9 protein-coding genes are annotated in these 12,865 nt (G+C 74.1%); 5 read left to right on the forward strand and 4 right to left on the reverse strand.

Going from position 1 to position 12,865, the window contains the following annotated elements:
* Window positions 1-115: 115 nt before the first annotated feature.
* Window positions 116-484 (forward strand): metalloregulator ArsR/SmtB family transcription factor, encoded by a 369-nt coding sequence (locus ACFZBB_RS15615; protein WP_391122111.1) that lies wholly within the window; start codon window positions 116-118, stop codon window positions 482-484.
* A 38-nt stretch (window positions 485-522) separates the two neighbouring features.
* On the opposite strand, the gene ACFZBB_RS15620 is transcribed toward ACFZBB_RS15615, so the two are convergent.
* From ACFZBB_RS15620 to ACFZBB_RS15630, 3 genes are read right to left on the reverse strand one after another with little or no spacing between them, the layout of a single operon-like run.
* A complete protein-coding gene (locus ACFZBB_RS15620; RefSeq protein ID WP_391122113.1) occupies window positions 523-3,564 on the reverse strand; it encodes a hypothetical protein in 3,042 nt (1,013 codons plus the stop codon).
* Between the two features lie 3 nt (window positions 3,565-3,567).
* Window positions 3,568-5,031: a hypothetical protein gene (locus tag ACFZBB_RS15625; protein WP_391122116.1), complete on the reverse strand. Its 1,464-nt coding sequence runs from the start codon at window positions 5,029-5,031 to the stop codon at window positions 3,568-3,570.
* Window positions 5,031-6,434, reverse strand: a complete 1,404-nt coding sequence (locus tag ACFZBB_RS15630; RefSeq protein WP_391122119.1) for a hypothetical protein — start codon at window positions 6,432-6,434, stop codon at window positions 5,031-5,033. Before ACFZBB_RS15630 ends, ACFZBB_RS15625 begins: the two co-directional genes overlap by 1 nt.
* A gap of 198 nt (window positions 6,435-6,632) precedes the next feature.
* On the opposite strand from ACFZBB_RS15630, the gene ACFZBB_RS15635 reads away from it, so the two are divergent.
* Window positions 6,633-7,058 carry a hypothetical protein gene (locus tag ACFZBB_RS15635; RefSeq protein WP_391122122.1) on the forward strand — a complete coding sequence of 142 codons (426 nt, stop codon included), beginning with the start codon at window positions 6,633-6,635 and terminating at the stop codon, window positions 7,056-7,058.
* A gap of 141 nt (window positions 7,059-7,199) precedes the next feature.
* Window positions 7,200-8,687, forward strand: coding sequence for a hypothetical protein (locus tag ACFZBB_RS15640; protein ID WP_391122125.1), 1,488 nt, complete (start codon window positions 7,200-7,202; stop codon window positions 8,685-8,687).
* 130 nt (window positions 8,688-8,817) lie between these two features.
* On the opposite strand, the gene ACFZBB_RS15645 is transcribed toward ACFZBB_RS15640, so the two are convergent.
* Window positions 8,818-9,447, reverse strand: a complete 630-nt coding sequence (locus tag ACFZBB_RS15645; RefSeq protein ID WP_391122128.1) for a methyltransferase domain-containing protein — start codon at window positions 9,445-9,447, stop codon at window positions 8,818-8,820.
* Window positions 9,448-9,714: 267 nt separating this feature from the next.
* Between ACFZBB_RS15645 and ACFZBB_RS15650 the strand changes: the two genes are divergently transcribed.
* Together ACFZBB_RS15650 and ACFZBB_RS15655 are read left to right on the forward strand one after the other, a co-directional pair.
* Window positions 9,715-10,872: a beta-propeller fold lactonase family protein gene (locus ACFZBB_RS15650; protein WP_391122131.1), complete on the forward strand. Its 1,158-nt coding sequence runs from the start codon at window positions 9,715-9,717 to the stop codon at window positions 10,870-10,872.
* A 658-nt stretch (window positions 10,873-11,530) separates the two neighbouring features.
* Window positions 11,531-12,820 carry an NtaA/DmoA family FMN-dependent monooxygenase gene (locus ACFZBB_RS15655; protein ID WP_391122134.1) on the forward strand — a complete coding sequence of 430 codons (1,290 nt, stop codon included), beginning with the start codon at window positions 11,531-11,533 and terminating at the stop codon, window positions 12,818-12,820.
* The last annotated feature ends 45 nt before the right edge of the window (window positions 12,821-12,865 follow it).

The raw sequence follows: 12,865 nt of genomic DNA on the forward strand, positions 1-12,865 counted from the left end.
CCTGTGCCGCCAGAGTGGCACCTGAATCGATGACCGTCAAATTAGATGTCGGTCGAATCCCTCGCTCCGGACGTCCGGGCCGCCGCTCTGATTCGACATGTGTCAACATAGACGCATGTCGAAAACCGAGTCGCTCCCCGTGCCGGCGGCGGACACCGCGCCCTGCTGCCCGCCGCTGAGCGAGCGCGCCCTGACGGCCGAGGAGGCCGAGCGGACCGCGGCGATGTTCAAGGCGCTCGGCGACCCCGTACGGCTGCGGCTCTTCTCGCTCATCGCCTCGCACGACGGCGGCGAGGCGTGCGTGTGCGACATCTCCGACGTCGGCGTCTCCCAGCCCACGGTCTCCCACCACCTCAAGAAGCTCCGCGAGGCCGGACTGCTGACCTCCGAGCGGCGCGGGACCTGGGTCTACTACAAGGTCGCGCCGTCCGTCGTGGCGGGCATGGGGAATCTCCTCGGGCCGCCCGGTGCCACGCGCCGGTAAGGGCTACGGCCGCGGCCCGCGCCGGGCCGCAGCGGCGGTCAGACGACGATGGAGGTCATGGCGGCCCACAGCAGGGGCGAGTGCTCGACGCGGCCGGTGGCACGCCAGCGGGTGAGCCGTTCGCGCTGCCAGCCGGTGAAGTGGCGTACGGGGTCGGGGTCTTCGTGGGCGGCGTCCACGGCGAGGACCGCGTCGGTCAGGGGGCGTACGGACTCGGGCAGGCCGCCGAGGCGGTGGAAGGCGAAGCTGGTCGGGAGCGGCCAGCGGGCGGCGGTGACCAGCTCCGCGCCGTTGTGGAGCATCGCGGTCGCCAGCCCGAACGACTCGGCGAAGCGCAGGTCGCCGCCGCTCTCGCAGCCGATGAGGGCGACGCGCGGCGGCGCGGGCCAGATACGGGCGCCCGGCTCGCCGTCCGCGCGCAGGGGGAGCGTGCCGAGCAGCAGGTCCTTGGCGGACAGCGGCCGGTGGGTGCGGACCGGCTCGGCCAGGCCGTCGGTGCCGGGCCCGCAGCACAGATGCAGGGTGCCGTCCTCGCTCTGCCCGCCCTCGACCGGCGCGCCGCTCACGTGCCCGACGTACATCAGCCGCCGTGGCCGCTTCCGCAGCGCCCCGCTCAGCCAGTCCCGGTCGAGGTCGGTACGGCGGAACGCCTCGGCGGGCGCGGCCACGGACGGTACGACCGCGCCCGCGTCGAGGCGGCGCCGGACGAGGGACAGCAACTCCGGGTCGGAGCCGGGCGGTCCGAGGACCGAGCCGAGCGGGGAGTCGGCCCGGAAGCCGGGCACGCGGGGGTCGAGGACGAGGACGACGGCGTCGGTTTCGCCGTGGGGCACGGTGACGGGGGCGTCGGCTTCCCGAGTGTCGGTGCCCACGTCGGTGCTCGCGTCGGTGACCCGCGTGCGCCGCAACGACGCCGGTGCGGTCGTCACGACGTCCGCCAGCTCGATGAGCCGTACGTCGCCGGTGTCGTCGACGGCGAGCAGTTCCCAGGGGACCTGCGCCACCCGGGGCGACGGCTGGATACGGATCAGCGGACGGCCCGCCCGCGCCGCGACCTGCCGGATCTGCTCCGTCAGCCCCTCGGGCCACAGCGCCCGGGCCAGCTCCCGCGCGAGCCGGCGCTCGGCCTCGCGATCGGTCAGCGCGCCCGTGGCGAAGGCGCGCCGCATCCCCTCCGCCCCGTCGCCCGCCCCCGGCAGCGCGGCGGCCAACGCGCCCACCGCGCGGTCGACTTCGTCGGCGGGCCCGTGTCCTGTGCCGAAACCGCGCGCTCCGCCGGCCCACGTCCAGGCCATGAACAGGTCGTCGGCGTCGGCCAGCCGGATCTGGACCACCGGGCGGGCCGTCAGGTCGTCGGTGACCCAGAACGGCACCTCTTCCTCGTCCACGATCCGCCGGTGATAGCGGAACTCGGCCGCCGCGACGTACTCCTGGAGCGCGACGCGGCCGGACTCCGCCGACATCCGCACCTTCGGCGGCGGCGCGACACGCAGTCCCGCGGAGGCGGCGGCGTCCGCCGCCACACCGCCGAGCGTGGGCGCGGAGCCGTCGCGCCCGCCGGGCCCGTAGACCTTCACGGCCGCGCCGGGGAAGACGGCGGGCCCGACGGGCCCGGTGCGCGCGGCCGACGCCGCCGCACGGTCCAGGGCCAGGGAGGCGCCCGCGCAGCGGTGCTCCACCAGCTCGAACAGGAGCCCCTGGTCCTGGCGTCGTACGGCGAGCCGGAAGGCCAACGCCATCGCGTCATCGGCGAGTTGGAGCCACTGGCTGCGGGCGTGGGCGGTGGCGAAGTCGTAGCGCGCGGCCTCCAGGGCCAGTGCGGCGGGCAGCGCGAGGGAGAGCGCGGTGCTGACGGACTCCGGCTCGCGGTCGCCGTGGTCCGTGACGTTCAGATTGTGCTCCAGGGTCTTCGCGAGCAGGAGATCGACCTGCGCGCACCGCTCGTACACCTCCCGCGCCTGGTACGCGTCGCGGGCCTGCTGGGCCAGCCGCTTCATCTCGGCGATGTCGCCCCGGTCGTACGCCTGTTGGGCACCCAGCAGCATGGTGTCCGCGGCGGCGATGACGGCGCCGAGGCGTTCGAAGCGCGCCAGGCTCGACCCCAGCAGGTCGGCGGCGCGGGTGACGTCGCCCCGCAGACCGGCGAGGTACCCGCGGGCCTGTTCGCAGACCGCCAGGTCACCGAAGCGCTCCTGTTGTGCGAAGACCGCCGCCGCCTCGGCGAACAGCCGCTCCGCGAGGTCCGGTTCGCCCCGGTGCATCGCGGTGTACGCGCGGTGGACGACCAGCGTTCGCTGCTCACCGACGTCCCCCAGCGCGCGGAAACCGTCCTCCGCGCGGGTGAAGTAGTCCTCGGCCAGGTCGTACCGCCCGGTCGAGGAGCAGATCAGACCGAGGGCGGTCAGGAGGCGGGGCACGGTTTCCAGTACGGGACGTGCGGTGGCCTGCGCTCCGGGTTCCTGCGCGGTCTCCGGCCCGGATTCCTTCGCGGCCTCCGCCACGGCCTCCGACATCGTGGACAGCAGGGCCGAGGCGTGCTCCTCGGCCCTTCCCCACTCGCCGCGTTCCATCAGCAAGTGGACCCGGTTCAGGCCGAGTTCGGACGCGCGCAGCCCCTCGACGTCCTCGAATTCGGGCAGCCGGAGCGCCGCTTCGTCCAGACACGCCAGCGCCTCGTCCAGACGCCCGGACCTGCGCAGCAGGTCGGCCCCGGAGAGCAGCGTCTTCAGCAGCACCTCCAGCCACAGTTGACGGCCGCGCGGTCCCATCGGCTCGGACGCGATGCCGTCCAGGAGGCGGCGGGACCGTTCGACGGCGTCCTCCGCACCGGCCAGGTCGGGGGCGGTGAGCCGGACGCTCGCGAGGTCGGAGAGCAGGTGGGCCCGGAGGAACCTCACATCGGGCGAGTCCTCGACGGAATCGGCCAGCGCGAGCAGTTGCTCGTACACGGCGGACGCGGCCCCGTGATCCGCGGCCAGTTGGTGCTCCTGCGCCAGGGCGAAGCCGGAGTCGAACGGCTCCCCGTAGAGCTGTCTCACCGGCGCGTCCGGCCCGGCGCTCCCCTCGTCACCTGTCGTCATCCGTCAGTAGTCCTCACCCGTGGTGGTGGCGGCGACGATCTCGGCGAGGAAGGGGGCCGAGGGCGTGGCGCGGGCCGACGCGTCGTACGGCGCCGTGCCCTCGGCCGGTTGGGCCGCCGCGCTCGCGAGGCGGTCCCGGACCAGCGCGCGGACCGCCTCACGGTCGTCGTGGCCTTCCGGCCCGGGACCGGGGTCGAAGCCGGGCAGCAGTACGGCGACCTCGAAGCGCGGCGTCAACTCCGCTGCGGACAGGCCCGGTTCCAGATCCGCGCGGCCGGTCCACACGTCGTCCCGCCGGATGAGGGGCGCGCGGACCGGGAGCCCGTCGTTGACCCGTACCTCCGCGACGAGGGGCGCGCCGCCGACGGGCGCCGCGATGTGCGCGACGACCTCGACCTCGATCCGGCGCCGCCCGCCGAGCGCGCGCGCCGTCCAGGACACCGCCGACTCGGCGGCGTCCACGAACCCGGGCGGGTAGCGGCGCCAGTCGTTGGTCCCGGTGCCACGGGCGATCACCCGGCCGCCGACGGCGAGGGGTTCGCCCGCCGCGAGGGTGTAGCCGAGGCGGGAGGCGAAGAGTGCGCCAGGGGTGAGGGGTGCGGGTGCCGTACGGTCCGGGTTCGCGTCCTGGTCCGGGCCCGGGTTCGCGTCCTGGTCCGGGCCCGTGTCCGCGTCCTGGTCCGCGTCCAGCTCCGCGCGGAGGCGGCGCAGCTCCGGTCCGTCGAGACCGGCGGCGTCGGCCGCGCCGTCGATCAGCCGCAGCACGCTCTCCAGGTGACGTGCGGTGCGCCCGGACCGCGGCTCCGCGCGCCACCACCGGACGAGCGGGTCGAGAGCGGCCTGATGGTCCTCGATCAGTTCGGCCACGCAGTCGTCCGGCTGGTCCCCGCGGTCGTCGAACAGCTCCTGGCACCGGTGGGTGAGCGCGGCCAACTCCAGCCCGAGGACGTCCGGTTCGAGCGCCGGAATCCCGTCCGCGTACGAGGCCGGCCACCACCGGGAGGCCCAGTGCCCGAAGGCGAGGCGGGCGGCGGCGTCCGCGAGAGCGGTCCCGTCGCCGGTCACCCGCGCTTGTGTCGGGCCCGCGGCCGTGTCCCCGGCCGCCTCTCCTGTCGTCTCCCCGGCCCCCTGTCCGCCTGCGCAGGACCGCACGGCAGCGGCGGCGCGCTCGCCGTACACCGCCCACAGCCACTGCTGCGCGCGCTCCACGTCGTACACCTCGGCCACCGGCAGGACCGGGCCCCCGAGGACGGGCCAGAGCAGGACCGCGCCCGCGACGTCGAGGACGGCTTCCGTGAAGCCGGAGCCGGAGCCGGAGCCGGGGTCTGGGTCTGGGTCTGGGCCGAGCGGGTCGCCGCCGTTACCGGCAGGGGAGTCGTCGGGAGGGCCGAGGGGAGAGCCGGGACCGGCGGTGATCCGTACCGCCCCGTCCTCGCCCCGCGTGACGTAGAGGTCCGCGCCCGCCATCACGCGCTCCTCGGCTCGGCCGCTTCCGCGGCGGCGCCCGCCGACAGGCTCCGCAGCGCCGACCTCACCCTCGCGCGGTGGTCCATCATCACCGAGCGCGCGACCCCGTCGAGCACCGCCCAGGCCGCCCCGACGTCCGCAAGCGGCGCCCCGTGGACGTCCCGGCCGTGCAGCCGTACCCACAGCCGCCGCATGTACGCGGCCCACGGCGCGCGGAGGTCGTGCGCGAGGGCGTCCAGGACCCCGCCGTCCGGATCGGGCCGCGGGGAGACCGTCATCCTGCGGGCGCGCAGGACCGAAGCCTCGCGCCGCCAGCGGCTGTTGACGGCCCGGTGCGCGGCCGTCCGCCCCAGCGCGGATTCGCCGCTGCCCAGCGGGTCGAGGCCGACGGCGAGCCGTCCGCCGAGGACCGCGGCGACCCGCAGGCTCTCGTCGTCCAGACCGAGCGGGGCGCAACCGCGGCCGGCCTCGCGGTCCACGAGGTCCGGCACGGTGGGCAGTTCGTCGCGCCGGGCCGACGACTGGAGGACGACGAAGAGCCGTTCGAAGAGCGTACGGTCCAGCGGCGCGGGAAGCGTGGCCGTCGAAGCGCCCCGTCCGACCTCGGGACACGGCGGCGACTGCCGTGCGGTGAGCCCCAGATGAGGCGGCAGATCGCCCCGGCCCCACACCCCGGTGCCCGCGTCCGCCGCCCACAGCGCCCGGCCGAAGGACGCGCCGTGACCCGCCTCGACCATGGCCGCGTACCGCGCCGAATTCCGCGACCGGTCCTGCGCGTTGCTGCTGTCGTTGCCGCCTCCGCAGGACTCCAGCACCTCGGCCGCCGCGACGGCGGCCGTGAACGCGTCTGCGGCGGGGACCGGTTGACGGCTCTTCCAGCGGGCGGCCAACTCCCTTTCGAGCCGGGCGCGTCGGACGCCGTCCGCCAGATGTTCCTTCAGCGCCTCCACCGTGCGTCCGCCGGCCGTGTCGGCCACGTCCTCCACGACGTCCCTGGCCACCGCGTCCGCACCGGCCGAGGGCGGTCCGTGTTCCGTGGCCAGTTCGAAGCAGCGCTGGAAGTACAGGTCCTGGGGGTTGCCGGCCACGATGCCCAGCGCCCTGCGAGTCCTCTTGAGCAGCGTGAACCACCGCGCCGTCGCCTCCAGCCGCCCGCCGGACTCCTGGATCAGCGCCTCCAGCCGCGCGGCCTGCTCCGGCACGAGGAAGTCCGCCGCGAAATCGGGGTTCAGCGCCGGCCGGACGATCAGCGGCAGCACGATCAGCTTGACCGTCCTGGTCAACGGCGCCCCGCCGGGGCCGCTCAGCGATTCCAGCCCGGGCCCGAGGGCACGCCACGCCCGGTCGATGACCATGGCGCGCGCTCGGGCCGGGGCGCCGGTCGGCTGGCTGGCAGGCGGCATGTGAGGAGCGTACGTCGTACGGAATCGGGCTGGCGAACCTGGGATCGGTAGGTGTTCCCGGCCCCCTAGCGTCCCTGTCGTCAGCTCGTTGACCCCCGTCTCCGTACCGCACCGGGTGCGCGTCGGGCGTGCACAGGACGTGCACAGGACGTGCACCGGGCGGCACGGGACCGGGCATCACCAGAAGGAGCAGCCGTCATGGGAATCTTCAGGAAGCGCCGCCAGAGCCGCGAGGAGCGGGCGGCCGAGATCGCCGGCAAGGTGGCCAGCGGCAAGGGCTTCTACGGCCGTACCACCCGCGCGTTCCTCGGCGACGAGGACTTCAGCCGGGTCCAGCAGTCCATCGGGGCGTACAACTCCGGCCTGGACGTACAGCAGTTGCTCGCGGCCGGGGCGCCGACCACCCCCGCCGTGGTCGTGTCGATCAGCGACACCGGCAAGCTCGTCAACTTCGACCCGGTGGTCGACCTGGTCCTCCAGCCGACCGGGACCGCCGACCGGATCGCGCTCCAGACCATCGTCTCCAAGCTGCGGATTCCGCGCGCCGGGGACCAGGTGCTGCTGGTGGCGGACCCCGCCCGGCCCGGCGGCTACCTGTACGCCGGGGACGGGGTCACGCCGTGAGGGCCGCCCGTACTCGGGCGGGGTGCCCGGTCCCGACGCCGACGTCCGCGTTCGTGCCCGCGCGAGCGTCCGCGTCCTCGTCTGTCTCCGCGTCCGCGTCCGTGTCCGTGTCCGTGTAGGAAACTCTCCGGGGAGGGTCACATGCGGAGCTATGCCGGTGCGTTCGTCGGCAATCTCGTCTTCACCGCGATCTGCTGCGTCGCGGGCCCGTTCTTCCTGCTGATGGGGCTCCAGATGTGGCACGGCGGGACGGACCGGGGCGCCGCACTGGTCTGCCTCGGCGTCGGCCTGGCCGGCACGGTCACGATTCCCGTCGCGGCCTACACGTCCACGCGGCAGGGGTTCCCCCGGATCACGCGCCGGGACCGGGCGAAGGACGCGCGTGTCCGCTACGACGACGACACTCTCGTGATGCTGACGCCGGAGTCCCCCAAGGGCCCGGCGCGGGCGTGGCTGGCGCGGGCCGACGTCCTTGAGGCGTCGTTGGTGCGCTACAGCCCCGACGGCGAGGCCACCTTCACGACGCACTTCGGCGACTACACGCCCGACGAGTTCACGCCGCTGATCCGGCTGAGGCTGCGGGTGCACGGGGTCGAGGGCGCCGACTCGTTCGAGGTCACGCGGGAGTGGCGGGTGCCGTCCATGTGCCTGTCCGCCGTCACGGCCGGGCGCCTGGTCGTCCTCGTCCACCCGGCCCCTTCCACCGGACCTGCCGCCGGACCGTCCACCGGACCTGCCGCCAGACCTGCCGCCGGACCGTCCGGCTCCTCGGACGCCGCCCCGGACGCAGCCTCCGACGCTGCCCCGGCCACCCCCGGCGAGGTCACCGCCCAATGGCCGCGCAGCCTGCTGCTCGCGGGGACGAGGACCAGTCGGCTGCTCGACCTCGACCGCCATCGCACCGACGTCACCCGGCGCCCCGGCCGCCTGCTGGAGCAGATGCGGATCTCGCGGGCGGCCGGAGGAGTCGTGATGACCGGCGACACCATCGACCTCCGGCGACTGGACCCGCACACGGCCGGGCGTTACACCGCCCTGGCCGAGCGGATCCGCGCCCACCCCGAGGACCGCGCACCGGTCACGGAACCGGGGGAGGAGTCCCGCTGGATCGTGGACGAACTGCCCGGCGCCACGGGCGAGTTCGGCTCCTCGGGCCGCCGCTGGTCCCGTCGCGGCGGCCACCTGATCCGTGCCCGCTTCGTCGAACTGCGCGGCACGACCACCTTCCAGGACCACGGCCCGGTCCTCGACACCGTCGTCCGCGTGCAACCGGAGGACGGCACACCCCCGTTCGACGCCGCCCGCCGTCTGACGCTCCCGATGAACTACCTCGCCGTCCTCCACCGCACCCGGGACGTCGTCCTGTGCGTCGCCCCGCGCGGCACGTCCTACGTCGTCGACTGGCCCCGCACCAACCTCCTCGCGGGCGTCACCCCCGCCAAGGTCATCACCCCCGACTCGGCCGAACTCCCCCTCACCGGCCGCCCCGACCTCATCTGGCCCCTGATGACCCTCCTCGCCGCCCACGGCCTGTCCGCCCCCACCCCGACCCTCGACCTCCGCCGCCGCCGTATGGCCCCCATCGCGCCGTTCGCCCTGCGGATCCTGGACTCGGCACCTCCCCGCTGACCCCGGCAGCCGAGATCCGCCGAGTGTCCGGCCCGCGCCGGCGGTCGGGGTCGAGAGGGCGGGCGAAGTCGGTGCGGGCTTCCCACCGCGCCGCCTCCGCCGGGGCAACCGCCGACGCCGACAACAGCCGTTAGAGGCGGCGTCCCAGCAAGTGGGCGTCGAGGAAACCCCGTTCGGTGGCCGGGTCGTGGACCAGGCGGGCGAGGTTGAACAGCCCTGCCCCGGCCAGGAGTTCGGCGAAGCGGTCCACCGGCCAGCTGTAGGCGGGCGTGACCTTGTGGTCGAAGCGGACCGGCTCCGGCCCTTCGGTGGCGAAGAAGGAGGCCATGAGCAGGCCGCCCGGGGCCAGGACGCGTACCTGTTCCGCGAGGAGCGCGGGCACTTCCTCCGGCGGGGTGTGGATCATCGAGTAGTGCGCCAGCACGCCGCCCAGGGCCCCGTCCTCGACCGGCAGCGCCTCCATCCGCGCCTCGTCGAACCGCAGCGCCGGATGAGCGCGCCGGGCGTGGCCGACCATGCCGGGCGAGAGGTCGAGCCCGAAGGCGTCCAGCCCCAGGTCGTGCAGCATGGCCGTCATGTGCCCTGGCCCGCACCCGAGGTCGGCCGTCCGCACGTTCCCCGTCCCGCGCACCAACTCGGCGAAGGTGCCGAGCATGCCCCGCGCGAACGGCTGCGTCTCCAGCCGGTCGGCGAACAGCGACGCGTACAGCTCGACGACCCCGTCGTAGGCCGCCCTGGTCCCGTCCTGGTGTTCCACCACGCGAAGGAAGCTAACACCTCCGCCTCCGCGGCAGCCGCCCCCGTGTCGGAGCCCCGCCCGGCGCTCACGGACCGCCCCGCCCCACCCCGTCCACCTGGACTTTTACGGGCCTGGGGCCGTTCGGCTGGGCCGCTCACCACAACGGCCGAACTTGGCCCCGTCGGTCACGGTTCGTGTCCGCCACCGGCCCGATCCTGGCGGCGGACCGCATCTGCCCAGACCGTGGGCAGGGGACCATCTCGCCGACCCATCTCCCGAAGGGGAACGATGAAGCGCATTCTCACGCTCACTCACGCCGCCTGGACCGCCGCAGCTGTGGCGGGCTCCATGGCGGTGTTCGCCCTCCCGTCCGCGTCGGCGGCGGCGTCACCCGCCCCGTACCCGAGCCGGTCCGAGGGTCCGGTGTTCGTCCAGACGGACAACACCGCCCACAACGAGATCGTCGCCTACCACCGCGCCCCCGACGGCTCCCTCAGCCGACGCGGCACCTTCGCCACCGGCGGCAAGGGCGGAGTCCTCGACGGCTCGGTCGTCGACCACCTCGCCTCGCAGGGCTCGCTCGTCCACGACTGCGCCCATCACCTCCTCTTCGCCGTCAACGCGGGCAGCGACACCGTCACCGTCTTCTCGGTCGACGGAGACAGGCTCCACCGCGAGCAGGTCATCACCTCCGGCGGACGTTTCCCCGTCAGCCTCACCGTCCACAACGACCGGGTCTACGTCCTCAACGCCCGCGACGGCGGCTCCGTCCAGGGCTACCGGATCGCCGGGGGCAAGAAGCTGGAGCGCGTCGGCGGGTGGAGGCGGGAGCTCCACCTCGACACCACGACGGCACCGGAGTTCACCCACACCCCCGGCCAGGTGTCCTTCACCCCCGACGGGTCCCAACTGATCGTCACCACGAAGGCCGGCGGCAGCAGCGTCGACGTCTTCGGCGTGCGCCCGTCCGGCGCCCTGTCCGCCCGTCCCGTCGTGAACGTGGAGAACGGAGCGGTTCCCTTCGGCTTCACCTTCGACGGCCACGGCCGCCTGGTCGTCACCGACGCCGGGACCAACGCCGTGCTGACCTTCGCGGTCCGCGAGGACGGCCGCGTCGTCCGGCTCGACAAGGTGCTCACCGGCGAGCAGGCCACCTGCTGGATCTCCCGCGCCGGGGACCGCTTCTACGCCTCCAACGCCGGCAGCAACACGGTCTCCGGCTTCCGGCAGACCCGCCGGGCGACGCTCGAACCGCTCGGCAACACCGCGACCGGCCCGGGTTCCACGGACTCCGCCGTCACCCCCGACGAGCACTTCCTGTACGTCCAGACCGGCGGTACGGGCGGTGTCGACGCCTTCCGCGTCGAGCGGAACGGCTCGCTCCACAAGGTCGGCACCGTCATCGTCCCGGACGCCGTCGGCGGCGAGGGAATCGTCGCCCTGTAAAGCCCGGGACCGCTTGTAGAGCCCGGGACCGGCTGTAGAGCCCGGGACCGGCTGTAGAGCCCGGGACCGCCTGTGAAGCCTGGGACCGCCCGGAGAGTCATCGCCGGGCGGCACCCGACCGGAGCACGCCGCGCGGCGCGCGGCATCGGGCCCGCCGAAGCGACTTTTCGGCGGGCCCCACGGCGTTCTCGGCGGTGACGACCGCCCGCCGCCGCCCGGGGGGTCTTGACAAGGCCCGCCGCCTGGCACGTACGTTCATTCCGCACCGTCAACCCGCATCACGCGGCCGGAGCGTTCTCCCGGCCGCGTCGCTGTGCCCGGCTTTCGCGGCCGGGCCGATCGGAGTCGTCGTGAAGGGATCGCGCGCCGTATCGGTTGGGTCCGCCCTTCTGCGGCCCGGCCGGACGAAGCGTCGGCACGTCGATCTGTGCCGGATTCACACCACGCTCTGTCGCTGACGATCCGCCGTCCACGACGGCTTTCTCCCCCTCTTCTCCGGGTACCGCCGCGCGTTTTCGCGCGCCTCCGCACCCTGCGGCAGCGCGTCCGCGCACAGGGGCGGGCACCCGCGCGGCCCGTCGGCCCGCGCCGGAGAAGACACCGATCCTCAGCCACATGACGCACCGGTGCCGTCGCCGCCGGTGAGAAGGGACGACCTGTGAGCGCGCAGCCTCCGAGGACGCTGAAGACCGTGACCGGGGCCGGCGGTGTGTCGGAGACGTACGACCTGGCCGTCGACCCGGAGCGGTCCACCCTGGACACCGCCGTGCGGGTCGCGGCGCTCGCCGAGGCGGCGCGGATCGACGCGCTGTTCACCGCCGACCTGCTGAGCTTCGGCGCGCAGGGCGCGATCGGCTCGCAGGAGCCGCTGGTGTTCGTGTCGGCCCTGAGCCAGGTCACGTCGCGGATCGGCCTGATCGCGACCGTGTCGAGCACCTTCCACCACCCGTACAACCTGGCGCGCCTGTTCGGCACGCTCGACCACGTCAGCAACGGGCGGGCCGCGTGGAATCTGGTGACGTCCTCGCTCGGCGAGGAGAACTTCGGACCCGGCGCGCTGCCCAGCCCCGAGGAGCGTTACGCGCGCGCCGCGGAGACGCTCGAGGTCGTCAACGCGCTGTGGGACAGCTGGAAACCGGGCGCGCTGACGCGCGGGCCGGACGGCGCGGCGGTGCTGGACCCCGCCAAGATCCGCCCCGTCGACCACCGCGGCCCGTACTTCTCGGTGGCCGGTCCGCTGAACATCCCGCCGCTGCCGCAGCGCCGCCCGGTGCAGTTCCAGGCCGGGCAGTCCGAAGCGGGCCGGGCACTGGGCGCGCGGTACGCCGAGGTGGTGTTCACCTCGCTGCCCACGCTGGACGTCGCGCTGGACTTCACCCGCCGGATTCGCGCCCAGGCGGCGGAGTTCGGCCGCCCCGGCGGACTGCCGCTGATCTTCAGCTCCTTCCACGCCACCTTTGGCGCGACGGAGGAGGAAGCGCGCCGACTGGTGCGCGAGCGGCGCGAGTCGATCGACTTCGATCGCGGCCGGGTGCAGGTGGCCGACATGCTCGGCGGCGGCGTCGACCTCTCGGAGCTGCCGCTGGACGCGAAGCTGCCGGACAGCCTGCTGCCGGACGTCACGTCGGTGAACCGGCGGCGCGGCCGGGTCGACATCTTCGTCGGATACGCCCGACAGGGCTACACGCTGCGGGAGTTGATCGTCGCCGCGCAGGACACCGGCCACTGGGCCGCCGCGGGCACGCCGGAGCAACTGGCCGACGCGGTGGAGGAGCGCTTCCGGGCCGGAGTGCTGGACGTCATCACGCTCGGCGGCCTCGCCGACCCGCGCGAGCACGACTTCGTCGTCAACGGCCTGCTGCACGAGCTGCGCAAGCGGAAGGTCGTCGCCGAGGACTACGCCGGGAGGACGCTGCGCGAGAACTTGGGGCTCGAACTGCCCTCGTGAGACGCCCGGTTCGGCTTCCGCTCCCCCTACCTGTCACCGCTTGTC

The organism is Streptomyces sp. NPDC008139, from assembly GCF_042957025.1.
Classification (GTDB): domain Bacteria; phylum Actinomycetota; class Actinomycetes; order Streptomycetales; family Streptomycetaceae; genus Actinacidiphila.

Excerpts from the sequence above, each read along its gene's own strand:
- ACFZBB_RS15615 (WP_391122111.1), top strand. The coding sequence starts at position 116 with ATGTCGAAAACCGAGTCGCTCCCCGTGCCGGCGGCGGACACCGCGCCC.
- ACFZBB_RS15620 (WP_391122113.1), bottom strand. The coding sequence starts at position 3,564 with ATGACGACAGGTGACGAGGGGAGCGCCGGGCCGGACGCGCCGGTGAGA.
- ACFZBB_RS15625 (WP_391122116.1), bottom strand. The coding sequence starts at position 5,031 with ATGGCGGGCGCGGACCTCTACGTCACGCGGGGCGAGGACGGGGCGGTA.
- ACFZBB_RS15630 (WP_391122119.1), bottom strand. The coding sequence starts at position 6,434 with ATGCCGCCTGCCAGCCAGCCGACCGGCGCCCCGGCCCGAGCGCGCGCC.
- ACFZBB_RS15635 (WP_391122122.1), top strand. The coding sequence starts at position 6,633 with ATGGGAATCTTCAGGAAGCGCCGCCAGAGCCGCGAGGAGCGGGCGGCC.
- ACFZBB_RS15640 (WP_391122125.1), top strand. The coding sequence starts at position 7,200 with ATGCGGAGCTATGCCGGTGCGTTCGTCGGCAATCTCGTCTTCACCGCG.
- ACFZBB_RS15650 (WP_391122131.1), top strand. The coding sequence starts at position 9,715 with ATGAAGCGCATTCTCACGCTCACTCACGCCGCCTGGACCGCCGCAGCT.